17 protein-coding genes and 1 tRNA gene are annotated in these 23,212 nt (G+C 45.1%); 5 read left to right on the top strand and 13 right to left on the bottom strand.

What is annotated here, in order from left to right; translation table 11 throughout:
• Positions 1-377 precede the first annotated feature (377 nt).
• Positions 378-1,511: an aspartate-semialdehyde dehydrogenase gene (gene asd / locus CXF65_RS08245; protein ID WP_025650519.1), complete on the top strand. Its 1,134-nt coding sequence runs from the start codon at positions 378-380 to the stop codon at positions 1,509-1,511.
• 79 nt (positions 1,512-1,590) lie between these two features.
• Here the strand turns inward: asd and CXF65_RS08240 are convergent, their stop codons facing one another.
• Positions 1,591-2,184, bottom strand: a complete 594-nt coding sequence (locus CXF65_RS08240; protein ID WP_025650520.1) for an SOUL family heme-binding protein — start codon at positions 2,182-2,184, stop codon at positions 1,591-1,593.
• A gap of 440 nt (positions 2,185-2,624) precedes the next feature.
• Here CXF65_RS08240 and tgt point away from each other — a divergent pair, with 440 nt between their 5' ends.
• Positions 2,625-3,776 carry a tRNA guanosine(34) transglycosylase Tgt gene (gene tgt, locus CXF65_RS08235; protein WP_025650521.1) on the top strand — a complete coding sequence of 384 codons (1,152 nt, stop codon included), beginning with the start codon at positions 2,625-2,627 and terminating at the stop codon, positions 3,774-3,776.
• 231 nt (positions 3,777-4,007) lie between these two features.
• On the opposite strand, the gene CXF65_RS08230 is transcribed toward tgt, so the two are convergent.
• From CXF65_RS08230 to rimO, 12 genes are all read right to left on the bottom strand, one after another.
• Positions 4,008-5,360 (bottom strand): sodium-dependent transporter, encoded by a 1,353-nt coding sequence (locus CXF65_RS08230; RefSeq protein ID WP_025650522.1) that lies wholly within the window; start codon positions 5,358-5,360, stop codon positions 4,008-4,010.
• Between the two features lie 317 nt (positions 5,361-5,677).
• The gene (gene lpxA / locus CXF65_RS08225; RefSeq protein ID WP_101211697.1) at positions 5,678-6,457 is read right to left on the bottom strand and encodes an acyl-ACP--UDP-N-acetylglucosamine O-acyltransferase; all 780 of its coding nucleotides are present in this window, start codon (positions 6,455-6,457) and stop codon (positions 5,678-5,680) included.
• 175 nt (positions 6,458-6,632) lie between these two features.
• A complete protein-coding gene (fabZ, locus tag CXF65_RS08220) occupies positions 6,633-7,142 on the bottom strand; it encodes a 3-hydroxyacyl-ACP dehydratase FabZ (RefSeq protein WP_025650524.1) in 510 nt (169 codons plus the stop codon).
• Positions 7,143-7,211: 69 nt separating this feature from the next.
• Positions 7,212-8,228, bottom strand: coding sequence for a UDP-3-O-(3-hydroxymyristoyl)glucosamine N-acyltransferase (gene lpxD, locus CXF65_RS08215; protein WP_101211696.1), 1,017 nt, complete (start codon positions 8,226-8,228; stop codon positions 7,212-7,214).
• Positions 8,229-8,407: 179 nt separating this feature from the next.
• Entirely contained in the window at positions 8,408-10,831 is a 2,424-nt protein-coding gene (bamA, locus tag CXF65_RS08210; protein ID WP_101211695.1) for an outer membrane protein assembly factor BamA, read from the bottom strand.
• A 263-nt stretch (positions 10,832-11,094) separates the two neighbouring features.
• Positions 11,095-12,471: an RIP metalloprotease RseP gene (rseP, locus tag CXF65_RS08205; RefSeq protein WP_025650528.1), complete on the bottom strand. Its 1,377-nt coding sequence runs from the start codon at positions 12,469-12,471 to the stop codon at positions 11,095-11,097.
• Between the two features lie 72 nt (positions 12,472-12,543).
• On the bottom strand, positions 12,544-13,752 hold the full coding sequence (gene ispC / locus CXF65_RS08200) for a 1-deoxy-D-xylulose-5-phosphate reductoisomerase (protein WP_101211694.1): 1,209 nt from the start codon (positions 13,750-13,752) through the stop codon (positions 12,544-12,546).
• A 188-nt stretch (positions 13,753-13,940) separates the two neighbouring features.
• Positions 13,941-14,750: a phosphatidate cytidylyltransferase gene (locus tag CXF65_RS08195; protein ID WP_101211693.1), complete on the bottom strand. Its 810-nt coding sequence runs from the start codon at positions 14,748-14,750 to the stop codon at positions 13,941-13,943.
• A 267-nt stretch (positions 14,751-15,017) separates the two neighbouring features.
• Entirely contained in the window at positions 15,018-15,770 is a 753-nt protein-coding gene (uppS, locus tag CXF65_RS08190) for a polyprenyl diphosphate synthase (protein ID WP_101211692.1), read from the bottom strand.
• A 319-nt stretch (positions 15,771-16,089) separates the two neighbouring features.
• The gene (frr, locus tag CXF65_RS08185; RefSeq protein ID WP_025650532.1) at positions 16,090-16,644 is read right to left on the bottom strand and encodes a ribosome recycling factor; all 555 of its coding nucleotides are present in this window, start codon (positions 16,642-16,644) and stop codon (positions 16,090-16,092) included.
• A gap of 138 nt (positions 16,645-16,782) precedes the next feature.
• On the bottom strand, positions 16,783-17,508 hold the full coding sequence (pyrH, locus tag CXF65_RS08180) for a UMP kinase (protein ID WP_010200240.1): 726 nt from the start codon (positions 17,506-17,508) through the stop codon (positions 16,783-16,785).
• Between the two features lie 257 nt (positions 17,509-17,765).
• Positions 17,766-19,376, bottom strand: a complete 1,611-nt coding sequence (rimO, locus tag CXF65_RS08175; protein ID WP_101211691.1) for a 30S ribosomal protein S12 methylthiotransferase RimO — start codon at positions 19,374-19,376, stop codon at positions 17,766-17,768.
• Positions 19,377-19,510: 134 nt separating this feature from the next.
• Here rimO and CXF65_RS08170 point away from each other — a divergent pair, with 134 nt between their 5' ends.
• The 3 genes from CXF65_RS08170 to CXF65_RS08160 all read left to right on the top strand — a co-directional run bounded on the left by CXF65_RS08170 (position 19,511) and on the right by CXF65_RS08160 (position 23,200).
• On the top strand, positions 19,511-20,932 hold the full coding sequence (locus CXF65_RS08170) for a two-component system sensor histidine kinase NtrB (RefSeq protein WP_101211690.1): 1,422 nt from the start codon (positions 19,511-19,513) through the stop codon (positions 20,930-20,932).
• 57 nt (positions 20,933-20,989) lie between these two features.
• Positions 20,990-22,897, top strand: coding sequence for a sigma 54-interacting transcriptional regulator (locus CXF65_RS08165; protein ID WP_101211689.1), 1,908 nt, complete (start codon positions 20,990-20,992; stop codon positions 22,895-22,897).
• A gap of 218 nt (positions 22,898-23,115) precedes the next feature.
• A tRNA-Leu gene (locus CXF65_RS08160) sits at positions 23,116-23,200 on the top strand.
• The last annotated feature ends 12 nt before the right edge of the window (positions 23,201-23,212 follow it).

Genomic DNA, 23,212 nt, shown 5'->3' with positions numbered 1-23,212 from the left:
TACTCATCGCTCGTCAATGACTAACGCCTGTATGATTATCTAAGTCAATCGTAGGTGCTTACTTTAGCATTTCATAACACTATCGCCTACTATTGAGCCTTAATTATGCGCAGCTGAGCATAAAACGTTACAATTTCAACTGATGCAAAACAGTGAGCTTGTTATATTTTCCATCATTCTTGCTTGCCCTGTATGCAACATGAGCACAACCGATATGATAGCGGCCTCATAATAATAACGTAAAGTTATAGTGGGCATAGTTATTAGTGTATGAAAAACAGTCAAAATCTGCGAAAACGCCTTGCTTTTTAGGGCTATTCACGGCATTGTTATCGGCTGGCGATGCAATAAATAATGGTAAAATAGGATTAGATTTCATGAGTGATTTAACAGTAGGTTTGGTAGGCTGGCGCGGTATGGTTGGCTCAGTGTTGATACAACGTATGCAGGAAGAAAAAGATTTTGACGGTATCACGCCGGTATTTTTTTCAACCAGTAACGCGGGTGGTGATGCGCCAAGTTTCGATGGTATTCAGACCAGCCAACTAAAAGACGCTCATGATATTGATGCACTCGCTGCTTGTGATGTGATTATCACCTGCCAAGGTGGCGACTACACTTCAAAAGTCCATCAACCATTGCGTGCCAGCAGTTGGAGCGGCTATTGGATTGATGCGGCAAGCACTCTGCGTATGGAAGATGACAGCATCATCGTTCTTGATCCGGTCAATCGCAGCGTTATTGATAGCGCCCTAGCCAACGGTCAAAAAGACTTTATCGGCGGCAACTGTACAGTATCACTTATGCTGATGGCCATCGGCGAGTTGTTTAATAGAGGCTGGGTAGAATGGGTCAGCGCGATGACTTATCAAGCAGCGAGTGGCTCTGGCGCCAACAACATGCGCGAGCTCATCAACGGCATGGGTGTACTACACGATGCGGTCAAAGATGAGTTGGCTGATCCTGCTAGCGCTATCCTTGAGATTGATAAAAAAATCGCCCAAACTCAACGCTCAGATGACTTTCCTAAGCAATACTTTGGTGTGCCATTGGCTGGTAGTCTAATCCCCTATATCGACGCACAGCTAGAAAACAAACAGTCAAAAGAAGAGTGGAAAGGCGGCGTCGAAACCAATAAAATCCTTGGTAACTCTGAAGCAGATAAAATTGCTATCGACGGTATGTGTGTCCGTGTGGGCGCCATGCGCTGTCATGCGCAAGGCTTAACCATTAAGCTTAAGAAAGATATCCCATTAGAGGAAATCGAGGCGACACTAAAAAACAGTGGCAATGAGTGGTTAGACTTGGTTGAAGACGATAAAGAAGCCGCTATGAACCGCTTAACGCCAGTGGCAGTGACAGGTACTTTGACAGTAGCTTTGGGTCGCTTGCGTAAGCTGAATATGGGGCCAGAATACCTAGGTGCGTTTACCGTCGGTGACCAACTGTTATGGGGTGCGGCCGAACCATTACGCCGTATGCTAAATATCATTCGTGAGCAAAAAAGCTAAAATTTATTTCCTGAAATTTAAGCTCAAAAAAAGACAGCGCTTGCTGTCTTTTTTTGGCGTCATTTTTGATGATAAAGGATCATTTTGGCTGATAAGCAATCATCACTTCATTGCGACGCATAAAAGGTAACGTCCATGGCGGATTATAGCGGGCAAGTTCCGGCACGCCAGTAACTTTTAAATTTTGGGATTGCATCCACGTCTGCAGCTCATCGGTTTTTTCTGCTACTTTTTTGCTGCCTGCCAATCCGGAGAATTTAATAACGCCATAAGTCTGTGCCGGTACTTTTTTAATCTCAATATTTGGATTATTGGGTTTGGGCAACGTTTGCAGCGTATATTGGCTTGGCATCGTAAATTGTACGCGCCATTTGCCATCGGCTTGTTGCATACTCACTGGTGCCGTCATAGCAATTTTCTGCGAATCACCATCACTCTTTTTGTTATTAGGCTGCATCGTAACAGGCGCTGTCATGCTAATCTTACGACTGCCACCAGTTGGGGCAGTATTATTGCCAAAAATATAATCTGCTAAAATCTTAAATCCTGCACGACTGGCAGCATCTTGATCACCCATTACCCAAGTCTGTGCCACCAACTGGGCATCATAATGACGCAATTCAAAACTCTTCGTTTTTGTCAAAACGGTATAGGTAGGCTCTTCGGTCGCCATAGCTGCTCCTGATATTAGTAATAGGCTACTGAACAATGAGCTACTAAATAGCGAGCGATTAGGTAAAAAATAAGTTGCTTCGATCATGTTCTTTATCCGCCATTCATCAGCAATGTTTAGTGGTTTTAATATTTATTCTTTACTTTAACAAGCACTGAACGACACTGTCTGTGTCTTTTGGTTGTTGTCGTAACACACGTACCAATGGATATAGAGTCAAAATATCCTAAAAAAATCTACGCTATTGCTGATATTAATTTTTTGTCGCCTCTGTCTGCGCAGGCACAGCAAGCAAAAAAAATAGATATCAGCAGTGCGTGATGTCTCGATATTACTTTTCACTGACTATATATTAATGACCCGCAAACATCGATGTCCAAAAAAATCGCTAACAATGCTATAATTAGCGCCATTTTCATAGTGTAAATAGCGGTTATCATATGCAATTTGTCTTACATAAAACAGCCAGCGGCACAACGCGTGCCCGCCGTGGTACGGTTCACCTCAATCATGGCGATGTGCAAACGCCAGCGTTTATGCCTGTCGGTACTTATGGTACGGTCAAAGGTATGCTACCACGTGATATCGAAGCCATTGGCGCTGATATCGTGCTAGGCAATACCTTCCACTTATGGTTACGCCCGGGCACTGAAGTCATCGATAAGTTCGGCGGCTTGCATAAATTTATGCATTGGGATAAGCCTATCTTGACCGATTCAGGCGGCTTCCAAGTATTCAGTTTGGGTGCGATGCGTAAAATCACCGAAGAAGGGGTCGACTTCAAATCCCCTATCGATGGCGCTAAAGTATTTCTCTCACCAGAAAAGTCGATGCAGATTCAATATAGCTTGAACTCAGACATCGTCATGCAATTCGATGAATGCACGCCCTACCCAGCCACCCATGATGAAGCCAAAAAATCGTTAGAGCTCTCACTACGTTGGGGACAGCGCTGCGTTGATGAACATAATAGGCTAGGCAGCACCAATGCCCTATTTGGCATCATCCAAGGCAGTATGTATGCCGATTTGCGTCAGCAATCACTCGAAGGCTTGCTCGATATCGGCTTTGATGGTTATGCCATCGGTGGTCTGTCTGTTGGTGAGCCAAAGGACGAGATGATGGATGTCTTAGATTATATCCCAGACGCCATGCCAGCAGACAAGCCGCGCTACCTAATGGGCGTGGGCAAGCCTGAAGATATCGTCGAAGCAGTCCGTCGCGGCGTAGATATGTTTGACTGCGTCATGCCGACTCGTAACGCGCGTAACGGTCATTACTTCGTGACAGGCGACTTAGACAATGCAGGTGTCGTCCGTATCCGTAACAGCCAATATCGCAATGATGAAGGCACATTAGACCCAGAGTGCGACTGCTATACTTGTCAAAACTTTAGCCGTGCTTATTTATACCATCTTAATAAATGTAAAGAGATGCTAGGCGCGCAGTTGGCGACTATTCATAACTTGCGTTATTACCAACGTCTGATGCAAGGTATTAGAGATGCTATCGAACAAGACGCCTTCGATGAGTTCGTCATCGGATTCTATAGCAAGCGTGGACAAACGGTTCCTGAGCTAAACTTACGCTAATCGTATTTTTGGAACAGTTATATAGTCAAAATATCCTAAAAACGCGATGGTATTGCTAGGGTCTGCATAAGCACAGCAAGCAAGAAAAACGGATATCAGCAATTCGTGATGGTTCGATACTACTTTTCACTGACTATACATACAAAAAGGGCTTAAGAATTATCTTAAGCCCTTTTTGTTGCTTATCATCTTTAAAGCTAGTAATTTAAATACTTTGAATTCGTATAAATCCTAGCCCATTAACGTAGTAATAAAGACCACGATAACGGCGATTGGCGCGACGAACTTAGCAACGATTTGCCAAAGCTGCCACATTCCATTAGATAGACCCAGCTCCTGTTGAATCGTACGCTGATCCATTTTCCAGCCAACGAAAATAATACCCGCAAGACCTGTCAGCGGTAATAGGAATTTACTGGTAAGCTTATCTAAAGCATCAAAGATACCATTACCCATAATGGTAAATTCAGACCATAGATTAAACGATAACAATGCCGCAACACCCAGTAGCCAAATCACCGTACTAGCAACGACTGTGGCCATCATACGATTCATCGATGTCCGCTCTTCCAAGAACTCAACCGTCGGTTCAAGTAAAGAGACAGATGAAGTAATAGCAGCGAAGGTAATCAATAAGAAGAATAAGGTTCCAAGAATTGTGCCTGCGCCCATACTACCAAAAGCAATTGGTAAACTGACAAAAATAAGGCCAGGACCTGAAGCCGGATCGAGACCATGACTAAAGATAATTGGGAAGATAGCCAGACCTGCAGCTAGTGCAATGACTGTATCCAAAATAACCACGGTTCGTGCTGTTTTGAGCAAGTTTACTTCGCGGCCCAAATAAGAGCCATAAGCCACCATAATACCCATACCAATGGACAGGGTGAAGAAAGCATGGCCCAAGGCTGCGAGCATAACGTCAGCGGTGAGCTTGCTAAGATCTGGTGTGAACAAGTAAGCCACTGCCTCACCAAAGCCACCATTGATCACGTTATAACCAACCATGATGAACAAAATCAAGCCCAACAATGGCATCAAAATCTTAGCAGTTCCTTCAATACCTTTGGTGACACCAATTCCAACGATTAAAGCAGTCAGCGCCATAAATACGGTATGCCAAACAGTCAGCGTACCAGCTGAGGCGAGCATCGCATCAAAGGTTGCAGCAACAGAATCGCTGTCTTGACCAGCGAAGCTACCGCTTGCGACTTTAGTAATATAATTCAGCGCCCAGCCACCAATCACACTATAAAAAGATAGGATCAAAAAGCCGCCTAAAATACCAGTGGCACCAACAATACCCCAACTGCGTGACTTGCCTTCGCTTGCGGCGACATCAGCGAAAGTATTAATAGGGTTTTTTTGCCCACGGCGACCGACCAACCATTCTGCGACTAATATTGGAAAACCAACCAGCGCGATACAGAATAAATACGCAATAACGAAAGCTGAACCACCGCTTTCACCAACCATATATGGGAACTTCCATATGTTTCCTAAACCAACTGCCGAGCCTACTGCCGCCAGTACGAAGCCAAAACTTGAGCTCCACTGCGCATGTTCTTGTTTATTGATAGCCATTTTGCCGTCCTCATGCTTCAATTAATGCTGCTTATAATCATCCGTGATTATTATAATTAGCTGCTGATATAACAGGCTACTTAATTAACGCCTCAATGTGACGCGCCTAGCAACATTATGAAAGAATTGTTTACAATATCGTAAACGCTCAGTTTCTGCTAAGCGACCAAAAAAGTCAAGTAGTCATAAATATAAAAAGCCATAACAATTGGTTATGGCTTTTTGACAGTTTGACGCTAATTAACAACAGTTTGGTATATCGACTGTTCGAGATTGAAACACCACAAATTGCTGTTTCTACAATAGCTCGTGTTTGGTTAGCGAACGACGCCGCGACGGCTTTTTTGTAAGGAATCAATGAGCAATTGAATCTTTGGCTCTTTTGGCAATAGCTCTTGCTTTAAGACTTCAAGCGCTTGAGCGGTCGTTAACCCGGATCTAAAAATCGTGCGATACGCTTGGCGCAAGGTATCAATCGTGTGCTTAGACCAGTCTTTTCGGCGCATTCCTTCGACATTGAGACCATGTGCCTTTGCTGGATTGCCTGATACCATGGTAAAAGCGGCCACATCCTTCAAAATCAAACTGGCACCACCGACCAAGCTATAGTCATCAACGGTACAAAACTGATGAATACCTGAGTTACCACCAATTATCGTATGATCGCCAATGGTTACATGACCAGCTACGCCGACGTTATTGGCCAATACATTGTGATCGCCAATCACACAGTCGTGAGCCACATGCGTATTTACCATCAGCAAGTTGTGACTACCAATTTTGGTAAGCTCACCATCCTGCGCAGTACCACGATGCAAACTACAAGCCTCACGAATGGTATTATGATCGCCAATTTCAAGCCAAGTATGCTCACCAGCATACTTTAAATCCTGTGGATCCTCACCAATGCTAGCAAACTGATAAAATTGATTATGGCTGCCAATACGCGTCAGTTTTGCCACGACGACATGGCGATGCAGCGTGGTATGTGCACCAATCGTTACTTCGTCACCGACAATACAATAAGGACCAATGATAGCAGTCTCATCAATCTGAGCGGACGGTGAGATGAGTGCTGTTGGATGGATCTGACTCATAATTTGGACCTTTGTATCATCTGATGCAAGTAAATAGTAAAACAAATACCACTAATGTAGCGTTATAAATTAAGCCAATACCCGTTCAGATTATAAGTGAGTTTTGCTATTAACAATATGGGCGGCAATCTTTACGCAGTTTAGCCAGTGGTTATCTCGAAATAATAACGATAAGCTACTGCTCTTGACGGGCAATCATCACCTGAGCACTCGCTGCAAGCTCATTTTCGACATGAACCGTACAATCAAACTTATAGATACCACGCTTTTGCATAACTGTTTTGGCTCGGATAATCAGCTGATCGCCAGGAATGACGCGGCGTTTAAAACGAACCTTATCCACCCCTGCAAACAGATATAAATAACCATCTTCGGCGGTCAGTCCCGCGCTAATAAAGCCCAATACACCTGAAACTTGCGCCATACATTCTACCATCAATACCCCTGGCATAATCGGCTCATCCGGAAAATGACCATTAAAAAACTCTTCATTAATGGTCACGTTTTTGATACCGGTAATGCATTCGCCAGGCTGGCAGGCAATAATCTTATCTACCAACATAAAAGGATAACGATGCGGCAAATAATGCTTCAGCGTGTGATAGGTTAATGGCAACGTGAGACCTTGCTCTGCCAAGCTTTTAATGTCTTCATCCGTTGGTATATCGATATGGGTGCTGCTCATAATGACGCTTCCTTGCTATATTTAAAAAGCCATATTTAAAAATTTATTACTGCTGAACTTGTATGAGCGCTAGTCATTACCAAGCTGACGAAAGCGCACAGCGGCACGGCGCCATTTAGCAGTCGGCATTGCCGCTGTTCCAGAAGAATATGACCCAGCGATCTTGATAGATTTGGTCACCATGGTCATTCCGGATAATGTCACATCATCGGTGATATTGATATGGCCAGTGATACCGACTGCGCCGCCGATGATACAGCGTTTACCAATACTTGTGCTACCTGCGATTGCTGTTTGGGCAGCGATTGCCGTGCCATCACCGATGTGCACGTTATGAGCGACTTGTACAAGATTATCAATAATAACATTATTACCAATCACTGTATCATCAATGGCACCGCGATCGATACAGGTTTGGCTACCAATGCGTACATGATCACCAATGATGACGCGACCGAGTTGCGCAATGCGTTCCCAGCCCGTGATGCTAGGATTGTTGGTGGGAGCAAAACCAAAACCTTCCGCACCCACACTCACTCCTGCATGTAGTCTCACATGATTACCGATGACACAATCATGCCCGATGACCACTTGTGATTTGATAACACAATCACGCCCGATATTAGTATTTGCTTCGATTACTACATGAGCATCCAGACAACTGCGATCGCCAATACTTACATTGTCACCGATAACACAAAATGGACCAATATTGATCTGTTCACCAAGGAGCGCACTATCAGCAATGACTGCACTAGGATGGATGCCACTACCTAGAGTTTGACGAGCAAATACCTGACTGGCACTGGCATAAGCCAAGTAAGGTGATGCCACTACCAATGCTATAGAAGTTGCTGGTACTTGGTCGCGATATTCAGCGGTGACCAACACAGCGGCTGCCTGACTATTGGTCAGGCTAGAGAGGTAATGAGGATCTGCCAAAAAGCTTAATTGAGCATCGTTAGCAGTGGTTAAACTACCAATACTATTAAGTGTTAGCTTTAACTGTGTATCGCTCAGTTCTGCCTTATTAATAATAGGCTGACGCTGCTCAATCCGCGTGATAAGTTGCTCAATCGTTATCATAGTTGGCATTAACATTAGTATGAATAAGAGAGTCGTCAAATTGAAGTATCAACTCAACGACCTGTGAAGATCTGGCTTTTTATTGATTGATGGTATTGGTTTAATATAAGCCATCAAACCAATCTAAAAAGTGCTGGCAACTTAAGAGGTACTAGATGACTTAAAGCATACTAAGCTCTTTAGAACGTACTACCAATCTGGAACTGTACTTTCTCAGTCTGATCACCTTCTTTGTCACCAATCGGTACCGCATAACTCAGTGAAATTGGACCGATTGGTGTGTACCACGTTATACCTGCACCCGCACTAAAGCGTAAGCTATTATCTTGCGTCAATAATGGCACGCCGGTATCAGTCCCGTTATTAGGGTTGATAAAGGTACGATCTTCTTTATCAGTAGTGTCAAATACCTGACCACCTTCGGCGAACAGTACTGGACGTACTTGATCTGCCCAGTCACCCTTAAATGGTACTGGTAAAATCAATTCACTACCGAAGCTGACTAAAGCATTACCACCAATTTCTTCATCTCTAAAGCGTCTGTCATCATTGATCGCATCAAAATAGCCTTGCGACTTAGGACCCAATGTCGATGCCTCATAACCACGCACCGAACCATAACCACCAGCATAGAAGTTCTCGTAGAATGGCAAATCATTACCATAACCGAGTTTGGTATAACCGCGTGCTATTACATCTTTATAGATAGGATAATATATGTTGCCGCGATAGATAAGCTTCTGGTAGCTGGTATCACCCAGACCAATCGTTGCATCGACCGTATGACTCATCCCTTTAGTCGGAAATACTGGACGATCTAGCGTGCTGTAATCCCAGCCAAATAGCAAGTTATAGGTTTGATAGTCATTTTTGAAGCCAGTACGACCCGAGTCGGCCCCTTCGTTATTGACGAAGTTTTCATACGTGCCGCCATCATCGATGATTTGCTGGACGTTTGACACGCCTAGGAAGCGACCGCCACGTACTGAAGTTTTATCGACGTTTAGACCGGCACTAACCCGCTTGGTTTCATCAACAGGATAGCTATAGTTCAGCGTGGCACCATAAGAGTCGGTGACATAGTTACTAACGTTTCTATCATCGAATTTGGTCTCACGATAATAACCACTTAGACCCTGCGAAACACCATTTTCCGTAAAGTACGGATCGGTATAACCTAAGCTATAAGAGTCGCGGGTTTCTGAACGCGATAGCGCTGCTTTAACACGGTTACCGGTACCCATGAAGTTATTTTGCGTCAAGTCTAACTGGAACGTGACACCGCCACTCTGTGAGTAACCGGCGGCAATCGTTGAGCTACCAGAAGGCTGCTCTTCAACCGTAAAATTTACATCCATTTGATCTGGCTGATTGGGTACTGGCTTGACATCGACGTTGACTGCTTTAAAGAAGCCGGTACGCATCAGACGCGTACGTGACAGCTGAATTTTTTCGCTAGAGGCAAGCGCGCCTTCTAACTGACGCATTTCACGACGCAGCACGACATCCTGAGTTTTGGTGTTACCCGTGAAGTTGATACGGCGTACGTAGATAGGGCGTGCTGGATCGATATAATAATCGACATCGACCATTCTCGTCTCGTCATTGATACGTGGTACCGGTCGAATTTGTGCTAAATAGTAACCTTCGTTACCATAACGGCTCTTTAAAGAGGCAGTCGTTGCATCAAGCTTGGCTTGTGAATATTTTTCATTGGGTGCAAAAGTAACCAGTTCTTTAAGCTCATTGGTCTCAAATGTCGGCTTGCCTAGGAAATTCACTTCCCCAAACTGATATTGCTCGCCTTCACTCAAGCTGACTTCGATAAAGACGCTGCGCTTGTCTTCACTGATATTAAGGACTGCATTGTCAACGTTAAAACGCACATAACCATCATTTTGATATAAGGCTTTTAAATTCTCTAAGCTGGCGGCCAGCTTTTCTTTAGCGTAGCGGTCAGACTTAGACAGCAAACGCGTCCATGACGATTCTTTGACAGCAAAAACGTCTTTAATCTCTTCATCACTAAAGTGCGTGTTACCAATGACATTGATATCGACAACTTTGGCCGGCTTACCTTCGATAAAGCGCACGTCAAGCTTGACGCGGTTGCCATCTAGCAGCGTCTGATCAACTTCGATATTACTGTTGTAATATCCTTGGCTAATATACTGCTGCTGCAGCTCGTTGGCGACGCCTTGCAATGTTGCTTGCTTAAGCACATCACCGACTGACAGACCAGCGTTGCCAAGCCCTTGCTCCAGACCTTCTTTTGGAATGAGCTTATTGCCTTCAAAATTGACCTCAGCAATAATTGGCCGCTCGACGACGTCAAATCGTAGCTGACCGCCTTCGACACGGCTTTGGATATCGGCAAAGTTATCAGTCGCATATAGCGCCTTAATACTGGCTGCCAGATTACTGTCATTTACCGTATCACCTACCGAAATAGGTAGAACCGGATAGAGACTATCAGGAGTTAGTCGTTGTAGACCATTGAAACCGATGTCAGTGACCACAAATTCTGCAGCCTGTACTGGCATACTCATCATCGCTACAACTAACGGCAACCCAGCCGCGCTCATAAATAAAGGCGTACGCATAAACACTATCCGTCAATAAAAAACTTGCTTAAGTTAAGTTAAAAAGCGCATGTTGTCTAGCCCAATTCGAGTAAAGTGATTCACTAACTCGTGGGAGACTCAGGACACTTTATATAAAACGCATCATAAAATAAACTAAAAATTACGATTAGTACAGAGACAGCGATACAAAAGAGCGCAGCACGCCTACCAAGAATCAGCGCACGATACGCGCAAAACCATTAGTGTATCGCGGCTTACCCTTTAGGTTGTCCTGCGATTCATCAAAACAGCCGACTGATATCATTACCAATTGCTAACACCATGAAACCTGCTAGCAAGAGTAAGCCGATATTTAGCCCTACCATTTGTACCCCTTCCGACAGAGGCTTACCGCGTATCAGCTCTATGAGATAATACACAATATGACCGCCATCTAACACTGGAATCGGTAAAAGATTGAGTACGGCGAGGCTCAGGCTAATCAAAGCCGCGGTGGACAATACCATCTGCCAACTGATATCAAAGCTTTGTTTGGCGACTTTAGCAATCGTAATCGGCCCTGATAAATTGTCCAGACCAATCATACCTGAGAGCATCTTGCCCATTGAGCTAACCGTCATCACTGCCAATTGTTCCGTCTTTTCAAACGACTTAACCAATGACTCACCCGGGCCATATACGATGGTGGTTTTATAGGCATCGGGAATGACAATCTCAGACTGCGCCACCATAGCACCAATCTGTCCAAAGTCATTACCTAGATTGTCTTTTTTACCTTGCGGCATAATCTGAAGCTGTACGGGTTTACCCTCACGCAATACGGTGAAATTAAGCAAAGTCTCAGGATTGTCACGGATGATACGGGTGACACTGATCCAATCTTTGATTTCTGTATCATTGATAGCCGTAATGAGATCACCAACTTGCAGACCTTGACGACTGGCAGCACCATCAGCACTCAAATCGCTAACGATTGGTTCAATCTGCGGCTGCCATGGTAGCATGCCAAAGCTGGTTAGCGCGTCTTTACCTTGCGATGCGCCTTGCATAAATGCTTGGACAGGTGCTTGATAAGTTTTCGTTGTATTGGAAGCCTGTGACTCTGATTGCAAGGTAATGCTGACATTATCAGTCTCGCCCATTCGTCCAGCAAGGCGATAATTGATACCTTCCCACGTTTGTACCTCATGGCCGTCAATCGCGACGATTTTATCACCAACGGGTAACTGCGCCATAGCCGCTGGTGTATCGGGTAATACTTCACCAATCTTCGTCGCCAACTGCTCTGATGGCGTCATAAATAACACCCAAAACAACGCAATCGCGATAACAAAGTTCATGATAGGGCCAGCGGCAACGATGGCAATCTTTTTTAGTGGATGTTGACGATTAAAGGCCAAATGTAGCTCATCTTTGGCTACCGCGCCTTCACGCTCATCCAGCATCTTGACATAACCACCCAACGGCAGCGCTGAGATACGATAATCAATACCGCTCTTTTTGCTCGTCCAGCCAAAAAGCTTGGGGCCAAAGCCGATAGAGTATGTCAGCACCTTGACGCCGCAGAGCCTTGCGACAATATAATGACCCCATTCGTGTAAGGCAATAAGCGGACCTAAGACAAATATTGCCGCAAGCAGCGTTAATAAAAACGTCATGATCTTTTCTCAGTGTTTTCTCTTAGCATCTTCTATTAATATCGTTTTTAAACTAAGAAACTCTAGCTATGATTATGCCAACTTTGCCACAAGCTTGTCAGTCAGATGGCGCGCTATTTTATCAATTGTTAATATATCTTCTATGTCAGCCGTGTCGTTTAATGGTGGCACCTGTATGTCATTTAAGGCTTGCTCGTTAATATCAGCAATATCCGTCAAACGAATCCGACCATCCAAAAATGCAGCGACGGCAATCTCATTAGCAGCATTGAGTACAATCGTTGCCTGTGTGCCCGCTTGCATGGCTTGACGGGCAAGACGCAAACAAGCGAACTTCTGCAAATCAGGCTGAATAAACTCTAGAGCATTTAACGCAAACAAGTCCAAAGGCTGCGAGCCGCTCTCGATACGATCAGGGTAACTGAGCGCATGGGCAATCGGGGTTTTCATATCTGGGCTGCCGAGCTGCGCTAAAAAGCTGCCATCGCTATATTCTACCATTGAGTGGATGATACTTTGTGGATGAATGACGACATTTATCTTATTTTCTGGCAGATCAAATAAATGACAAGCCTCTATCAACTCAAGCCCCTTATTCATCATCGTTGCTGAGTCGACCGATATCTTTTGGCCCATCGACCAGTTGGGGTGTTTGACCGCTTCAGCGACGCTGGCTTGCTGCATCTGGGCAAATGACTGCTGCAAAAATGGCCCGCCTGATGCGGTTAACCATAGCTTACGAACACCATGGTTTGGCTGATGGATTTGGGTATTATCTTGTTGGATAGCGAGCGGCAAACACTGAAAAATCGCATTATGCTCAGAATCGAGCGGTAGCAAGGTAGCATTGTGCATTTTAACGGCATTAATCATTACCTGACCGGCCATTACCAGCGCTTCTTTATTTGCCAGTAAAATACGCTTACCTGCCCGTGCGGCGGCTAAGGTAGAAGGCAGACCAGCTGCGCCAACAATAGCAGCGACAATGGTATCCGTCTGCAAATCGGTAGCAATATCGACCAGCCCTGCTGCCCCGCCTACCACATCGATATCAAGACCTGCCGCGCTAAGACGCTCAGCAAAATCATCGACTGCGGCTGTCGGCACGCTGACACGCTTGGGCAAAAACTGTTGGCAAAGCGCAAACAATTTGTCTAAGCGGTGATAGCCTGATAGCGCATAGACTTGATAATTAAGCGGTTGCGCCGCCAAAATTGCTAGCGTGCTATCGCCAATCGAGCCTGTTGCGCCTAATACGGCGATGCGTTGCGTCATAACCATCAGTGCCCACAATATTGTTACTGTTAAAATTTAAATAAAAAATCAGGAAAGTTAATAAGGTATGAATGATAGCAAAGCATCGATGCTAGATTATGTCGATGCTTTATTATAATAATAATAATTAATAAGACTGAGCTATTGGCAAAAACTAATTCATTCACGTGTACCAATTAGCCTGCATTAGTTTCTTAAACGACGATGAAGCCCAGCTGCTGTATCGACCAAAAGCCAAGCGCAAATATTGGCGTCGCAGATAATAGCGAATCAATACGGTCAAGTATCCCGCCATGCCCCGGTAATATCGTTCCTGAGTCTTTTACATCAGCGCGGCGCTTGAGCATTGATTCAAACAAATCACCGAGTACAGAGGCGAGAATAGTGATGGCTGATAGCGACACAAATGCGATTAACGGTACACCAGTTAATTGTAGTTTGAAGACACTAATAACAACAACCACGAGCAGACCAGTCACAAGACCGCCAGCCAGCCCTTCCATACTCTTATTAGGTGAGACATTCGGTGCCATTTTGCGGCGACCGAGCTTACGCCCAACAAAGTAAGCACCACTATCGGCACACCATACGAGTAAAAATACATAGAGTAGCCACCATGCTGATAGCTGCCACAGGTAAAACATAGCGGTGATAGATGCTGTCAGAATCACAGCGCCCATCAGTGCTAGCTTCCTACCATACCAATTGGTATGGGTTGGAAATACCCGCACCCAAGATAGTGCCATCAGCCATATAGCCAGTGAAGCTACCCACCAAAATAACCAAGTGACTTTGAACATCAGCGACACTAAAGTCAGTACCAATACCAATACCACAAACACCGCAGGCTGGCGCCACTTTGGCATCAGCTTGGTCCACTCATGCGCCGCGATAATCACACCAATGGCCAATAGTGGAGCAAACAAAATAGGAGTTTGGCTCGCAAACATTGCAATACCAACGATAATAACGAGAACAATTGCCGTCTTAATTCGTTGCCACATACTTGTCGAACCTTATAATAATGAAAAATGTCTGGTCAAAAAGTGCATTATAGCAGCTAATCTACATTAGCCTACTAATCGCGATCGAGGCTAATTAAAGCGCTTTGTCATTTCACAAGCAAGTAATACTAATGGCTTGGTAGATTTTTGAGCATCTATTCTTTGAACACAGTACTTATCTGAATCAATAAATGCCAGCGAGTATTCTACTGATTTAATCATGAGCCACTTGACAGTGAGCAATGTAATACTGATAAATGAATAACGCTAGCGCTGCTCTGTCACTATCTGCTCGCTGGTTTTGCCAAAGCGCCGTTGGCGCTGAGCGAACTCTGCAACCATCGCTGCCAACTCATCGGCGGCAAAGTCTGGCCATAGGGTTTGAGTAAAGAACAGCTCAGCATAAGCTGATTGCCATAATAAAAAGTTAGAAATTCGATATTCACCGCCCGTCCGCACCAGCATATCGACTGCGGGTGCATCCGCTAATTGCACATATTCGCCAAGCATTTCTTTACTGATATTTTCAGCACGCAACTCCCCTGCTGCTACTTGCTGCGCCAGTTGTTTTGCCGCATTGGCAATGTCCCACTGACCACCATAACTGATGGCGATTACCAGTGTCATAGCATCAAAATGAGCCGTTTCGGCTTCTGCATCTGCCATCAATGTCTGTAAATCATGACTCAACTGGCTACGATCACCGATGAAACGTAAGCGAATGCGGTACTCGTTCATACGCGGCATTTGCTCATGAATGGTCGATGTTAATAGTTGCATCAATAGCGCCACCTCACTGGGTGGGCGTTGCCAGTTTTCGCTAGAAAAAGCAAATACCGTTAGCACCTCAATACCCGCATCGACACAATACTCCACGATAGGATCTAGCGCATCTTTACCCGCCACATGTCCTTGACCTTTGCCGAGCGCATTGGCTTTACCATAGCGATTATTACCATCCATAATGATGGCGATATGGCGAGGAATGAGGGCAGGAGCCAAAACGGTGGGAGTAGACATGGGCGATACGACTTATTGTTGAGGTAGAATAATGTGCTGAAGTAAAACAATCATAACGCGCTCTATCGCATTAAAAAAGCATAATGCCAAATATTCATAAACTTATCATAAACCAGTCTAGCAATTGGGCTAATGACGATTGGCAAATAATTAAAACAACTCTGTAATGCTTAGTGTTTTTATCATCACAGTCTATATAGCAATAGACAGCCAATAGTGATTGACCATTAGCTGTCTATTATTATGATATTGTCTGCATTAAAAGACTTAATTTTTAAGCGCTTGGTTTATTTTTATAAAAAAAAACCAAAGACGGTACTTATACGTCCATCAAATCGCTTTCTTTTTTGCTCAGGCGACCATCGATAGTTTCGATGTACTTGTCAGTGATTTTTTGAATATCATCACTGGCGCGGCGCTCGTCATCTTCCGAGATTTCTTTTTCTTTGGCCAGCTCTTTGATGTCATTCATCATATCGCGGCGGATATTACGGATAGAAACACGGCTGTTCTCAGCTTCTCCGCGCGCAAGCTTTTGCATATCGCGGCGCGTGTCTTCGGTCAATGCCGGCATCGGTACACGAATCACATCGGCCGTCATTGGGTTCAGACCCAAATCAGCCTCACGAATGGCTTTATCGATCGCTTGTACCATGGTACGGTCGAACGGCTGTACCAATAACGTGCGCGAGTCTTCAACGTTGACACTAGCAACTTGGTTAAGCGGTGTAGGAGCACCATAGTAGCTGACCATCACCCCTGACAACATGCCTGGATGCGCGCGACCAGTACGAACTTTACTAAAGGTACTCTCAAGCGCTTCCAAGGTCTTTTGCATACGCGCTTCGCCGTCTTGCTTAATCTCTTTGATCATCATGTATCCTTATTTATCGCTATCGACAAATCATTCATTATTGTTAGTTATAAAAATTTATTAAGGTAAAAATTATTAAGGTGTTTGCTGTTATATGAATTATCACTTCATATAGCAGTCATGCCAACGCTTGCTATATTAATGAAAAACGCGTGTGCCTTCGTTTTCGCCCATAATGACATTTAATAACGCATTAGGCTTGGTCATATCGAACACTTGTAGCGGCACGTTGTGCTCACGGCATAAAGCAATGGCAGTTAAATCCATAACGCCAAGCTTTTGTTCTAACACTTCATCAAAGGTCAGGCCATCATACTTAACCGCGTCGTCATGTAAGCTTGGGTCTTTATCATAAACCCCATCTACTTTGGTGGCTTTTAAAATCAAACCTGCTTCGATTTCAATACCGCGCAGGCAAGCAGCCGTATCAGTGGTAAAGAAGGGATTGCCCGTACCTGCGACAAAGATACACACTTCGCCATTTTTTAGGTAGCGAATCGCATTACGGCTGCTATAGCTTTCAGTAACTTCACCAATAGGTAAGGCTGACATCAAGCGTGTTTTAATATTGCGACGCTCAAGCGCATCACGCATTGCTAGACCGTTCATAACCGTCGCTAGCATACCCATTTGATCGCCAGTGACGCGGCCAACCAAGCCTTCTTTTTGCAGCTGGGCACCGCGATACAAGTTACCACCACCGACCACGATACCGACTTGCACCCCAAGCCCTCGCAAATGCGCGATAGACAAGCTCATCTTATCGAGCACTTCGGTATCAATACCCATGTCTTTGCTACCGGCTAAGGCTTCACCAGAGAGTTTCAGCAAGATACGAGAGTAACGCGGGTTTTTGTCAGACATGAGGTCACCTTATTTCGTTAAATTATAATTAAAATTATCGGTAAAACACAAATACAGTTAGCCTTGCAATTTACCTACCGCCCCATACTGGGTGATCAGTGTGTAAAAAGGCTAAATTGCGCTAATTGTAGCAAAAACTGCCTATCATTGGGCAATTTTCACTCACCTATTATCGTAGTCATTTAACCTGTATAGCGGTTGTCTAACTTTTATATTAGTCACCTAATCTTTTTAGCAGTCAGTTAAATAACAGTCATCTAACCTTTATAACTGGCAAACAAATCGTATTCGCTAGCATCGTCAATCGTTACGGTTAGGAACTGCCCGACTTTAACTTGCGCATTGATATCGTCCACATAGACATGACCGTCAATCTCAGGGGCGTCAGCGTAGCTGCGACAAATCGCAATCCCTTCTTCACTATCAATTTCATCGACCAACACCATCAAGGTTTTGCCGATTTTCTCTTGTAGCTTTTGCGCTGAGATGTCTTGTTGTAGTGCCATAAAACGCTCATAGCGTTCTTGCTTGACGGCTTCAGGGACGTGGTCTGGCAAATCATTGGCGACTGCGCCTTCGACTTCTGAATAGGTAAAGGCACCCACGCGATCAAGGCGCGCTTCAACCAACCAATCAAGCAGGCACTGGAAATCTTCTTCCGTCTCACCAGGGAAGCCAACGACAAAGGTCGAACGAATGACGATATCTGGACAAATCTCACGCCACGCTTTGATACGCGCCAAGGTGTTTTCGCTGTGCGCCGGACGCTTCATTGCCTTTAGGATGCGATGGCTGGCATGTTGAAAAGGAATATCCAAATAAGGCAGCAGCTTCTTCTCGCCCATGAGTTCAACGACTTTATCGACGTGCGGATACGGATAGACATAATGCAGACGTACCCAAATACCCAAATCGTTCAATGCTTGGCATAAGTCATAAAACTTCGACTTAAGCGGCATACCGTTCCAAAAGCTAGTCTTATACTTCAAATCCAGCCCATAAGCAGAGGTATCTTGCGAGATAATCAGCAACTCTTTCACGCCAGCATTTTTCAGTGCCATGGCTTCATTCATGACATTATCAATCGGACGCGAGACCAAATCTCCGCGCAAGCTTGGAATGATGCAGAAGGTACAACGATGGTTACAGCCTTCAGAGATTTTTAGATAAGCATAATGGCTTGGGGTTAATTTGATACCCGCTTCATTGATTAAATTTATCTTTGGATCATAGTTTGCGTCCAAACTGCGGTTCGGCTTGGGTACATGCTGCGCCACTGCCGTAATCACTTCATCATACGCATGCGCACCGGTCACGGCTAGCACGGCTGGGTGCATGGCGCGGATTTTGTCCGCCTCTTTACCCAAGCAACCAGTAACGATCACCTTGCCGTTTTTGCTAATCGCTTCACCGATGGCGTCCAGTGACTCTTGCACTGCAGATTCAATAAAGCCGCAAGTATTGACCACGACCAAGTCTGCGCCTTCATAATCACTGGCAACCTGATAACCATCACGGCTAAGTTCTGTGATGATGCGCTCACTATCCACCAAGGCTTTTGGACAACCCAGTGACACAAAGCCAATCTTTGGTGCTGTGCTAACGGGTGCATTAGCAGTCGCTGCTGTTGTTTTATTTGATGTTGATGAAACCACATTGCTGCTTTGTTCAATGCTACGGTTTTGATTGTGATTGGCTTTATGGTGGTAAGGTTCACTACTATCCGTTGAGCTTTGCGCAGGCGTTGCTGGCGGCTTGGCAGGATTAAAAATAGTGGCAGTGTCTTTAGACATAGAAGCTGTTGGCGTGGAAGCTGGCTGTGGGGTGGTAATAGTCGTATTAAGCGACTCGGTAGAAGTTTTAGGCATGGCTGACCTTGCTAGAGAAAAATGGCTGTGCGCATTGTACGTTTTTTTTGCAAAAACCGCCAGTTTTGCCGCTCTAGTGTGTTGATTTATGGTTAAATATTAAATCTAGCACCTCTTTATTCTAGGCTTTAGTCATGACAGCTGATTTAACCACCAAAAAACCAACCCCGAACTTAGCATTTATATCTCAGCATTTATTCACCGCTATCTTGTGGGTCAGTGATGAGCTGGTCATTACGTGGCTAAATGCCCAAGCTGAGCAACTACTGGCTATTAGTAGTGGACGCTTGCTCAATCAATCTATATTGACTCTGCTTGCGTCCGAAAAATTAAAGAGGGATGAGCGCACGGCTCTGACTCTGGATAACGACAATAATAACACCGACCGTGACAAGCCAGACAATCACTGCGCCTTGACCGAGCGATTTCATCAGGCAAAGCAATATCAACAGCCCTTTATCGACCACGATCACATCATCAATACCCCACTCAATGGCAATTTACCACTCTCAATCGATTATAGCGTGACGCCTGTCATCTATGAGCAGCAACCTTATTTTATTATCGAGATGTGGGGTAAAGACCGCCAGAGTCGCATCTCAGAAGAGCAACGTCAGCAGCAACAATACAACGTTGCCCGTCATATGCTGCGTTCGGTTGCCCATGAAATCAAAAATCCATTGGCAGGTATTCGCGGCGCGGCGCAGTTATTACAGCGACAATTTATCAAGTTCAGCGAAGCGACTACTTTGCATCATCCTCTGTCTGCTGTTATTAGCGACATAAGCTCTGGCACAAACTCAGCTTCGAATAGCGATAAGCAGTTGCAAAAGACAGCGCAGAAGCTCCGCAGCTATACCGACATTATCATCTCAGAGACCGATCGATTGACCCATCTTATCGGTCAATTTCTTGGCTCTAATCAGCTGCCAAATTGGCAAATGCTGAATATTCATGAGCCGTTAGAGCATGTCTTGTCTTTGGTCGTTAATCAATATCCGCAAGTGCTGCTACAGCGCGACTATGATTTGTCGTTGCCAGAGCTATGCGCTGATAGAGATCAATTGATTCAAGTGTTTTTAAACCTCATTAATAATGCCTGTGAATCGATGACTGAGCTTGAGCAAGCGCTGCAACAAAGCGCGCCAGCCGCCGCTCATCAATTGCCCTTAGATACTTTGCATAGTCATCTTGATATTGAGGCCAAGTATCAACCAAAACTGCATATTCAAACGCGCATTGCTTTTCAGCATACGATTGGCAGCCAACAGCACAAACAAGCGTTGCAAGTCAGCATTACCGATAATGGCTCAGGGATAGATCCTGCGCTGATTGGACAGATATTTTTCCCGATGGTGACCAGCCGTGCCGCCGGTACTGGTCTTGGCCTATCGATTGTGCAAGATATCATCAGCTGTCATCATGGTATGATTGACGTCAGCTCGAATCAAACACAAGGCGCCAATGCAAACTATAATCCCAGTTATAATGACAATAACAGTCAGACACGCTTTACGCTGTACTTGCCTTTTAATCAGCACGCAACCGATGCGTAAATACGACTGAATCTATCAAACAACAACCCTGAATCACTTGCTCATTAGGCCTGATACATGACTGCATATAACGACAACTTCAAAGCTAACAGTGACAATCAAGGCTCGAATGATAAAATCTCTGACAACCAAATATCTGATAGCCAAGCACTTAACAGTCAGACCATAAAAGTAACGGTCAATAACGCGCCTGCTGAAAACCCTGCGACCTTATGGCTCATCGATGATGATTCAGCGCTGCGCTTGGTGTTGGCAGATACTTTTGAAGACGCTGGATTGACGGTTGTCAGCTTTACCCAAGCACAAGCAGCATGGACACGCCTCAATGATATCTTGCAACAGCGCGAGCCAGCCACTCAGCTACCGGATGTGATATTGACCGATATCCGAATGCCAATGATGGACGGCTTGTCTTTTAGCGATTGGGTGCACGACCACTTTCCTACGCTACCAATTGTCATCATGACCGCGCATTCAGACCTGAGCTCTGCCATCAATAGCTACCAGACAGGGGCATTTGAATATCTGCCTAAGCCCTTTGACTTAGATGATGCCGTCGCTACGATTTATAAAGCGATTAATTTTCAACCGAATATGCCGATAGCCACTCACGCAACCGCGTCTGTGACTAACAGAGCCACTGAGACAGCCGATGCTACTCAAGCAAAGTCTGATATTCATTTCAAGCCCAATACTGACGCAAAGCTGCAAACCAAATCTGCACGCAAAGTTAACACGACAGACAAAACCAATAAGACCGCTAAAAATAAGGCTGAGATTAAAGCTGAGACACCAGCCAATGACAACCCCAGCGGTATCATCGGTCAATCACAAGCGATGCAAACAGTGTTTCGTGCCATTGGCAGATTGGCGCACTCACCTATTACCGTTTTGATTACTGGTGAATCAGGCACAGGGAAAGAGCTGGTCGCTAGTGCTTTACATCAGCATTCACCGCGTCACCAGCAACCATTTATCGCGCTAAATATGGCCGCCATTCCACACGATTTGATTGAGTCGGAATTATTCGGTCACGAAAAAGGCGCGTTCACTGGGGCCACGACGACGCGGCAAGGTCGTTTTGAGCAAGCGGATGGCGGTACATTATTTTTGGATGAAATCGGCGACATGCCGTTTAGCACCCAAACGCGGCTGCTACGGGTATTGGCCAACGGAGAGTTTTTCCGTGTGGGCGGACAGCAGCCAGTCAAAGTGAACGTGCGCATCATTGCCGCCACCCATCAAAACTTGGAAGAGCTGGTCAAACAAGGCCGATTCCGTGAAGATTTGTTTTATCGCCTCAACGTCATTCGCCTACCGCTGCCACCGCTACGGACGCGCCGCGAAGACATTCCTGCCTTAACCCGTTATTTTATGCAACGCGCGGCTGAGCAAATGAATACCGCATCCAAGCAGCTACAACCTGCCGCGCTACAGATTATGCAAGCCTTCGACTGGCGCGGCAATGTCCGCCAACTTGAAAACGTCTGCTTATGGCTGACGGTCATGGCGACTGGTGATACGGTCATGATTGATGACTTACCGCCAGAGCTGCTTGAAGGGATGCCAGCGAACACAGAGCTGCAGACACAACAAACGTTGTCCTCGTCTGAATTTGCTCAAAACAATCATCAGCAACACAGTGCTAGCCTGCATAGCCGTCATCAAAATAACTTTATTCAAGACAACTCTATTCAGAGCAATCAAACTCAGAATGGTGCTAAAAACCCAAGCTGGCAGCAAGCACTAGCAGAGTGGGCTCAGCACGCACTGCAAACAGGCGAAACTGACATCTTGCAAACGGCAACGCCTGAATTTGAACGAGTGTTGCTCACAGCGGCACTCAATCACAGCGGTGGTAAAAAGATAGCGGCTGCCAACTTACTCGGCTGGGGACGTAATACGCTGACTCGCAAATTACAGCAACTTGATATGTCAGCAGCAGACACACAGACCAAAGAGTAATAAAAATGCAAAATCATTAAATTAAAAATTTAGTAAAATCAGTTATTTATCATAGCAAGCAAAAATAATCGTTAAATAATTAAAAATAATTGCGAAAAGGGCTTGTCAAACCATTCAAACTCTATATAATAGCCAACCACTGAGACGCACTACCGAATCAGTTAACTATCTATGTTGTGTTTGAATTTAAACGCCAATAATGATAGAGTAACGAAAATGGGGCTGTGGCGGAATTGGTAGACGCACCAGATTTAGGTTCTGGCGCCGCAAGGTGTGAGAGTTCGAGTCTCTCCAGCCCCACCATTTTCGGATAGT

This window comes from Psychrobacter sp. Sarcosine-3u-12 (assembly GCF_002836005.1).
In the GTDB taxonomy this organism is placed as follows: Bacteria; Pseudomonadota; Gammaproteobacteria; order Pseudomonadales; family Moraxellaceae; genus Psychrobacter; species Psychrobacter okhotskensis.
Note: the sequence above shows the minus strand (reverse complement) of the source record. Positions and strands in the feature narration are given on the sequence as shown.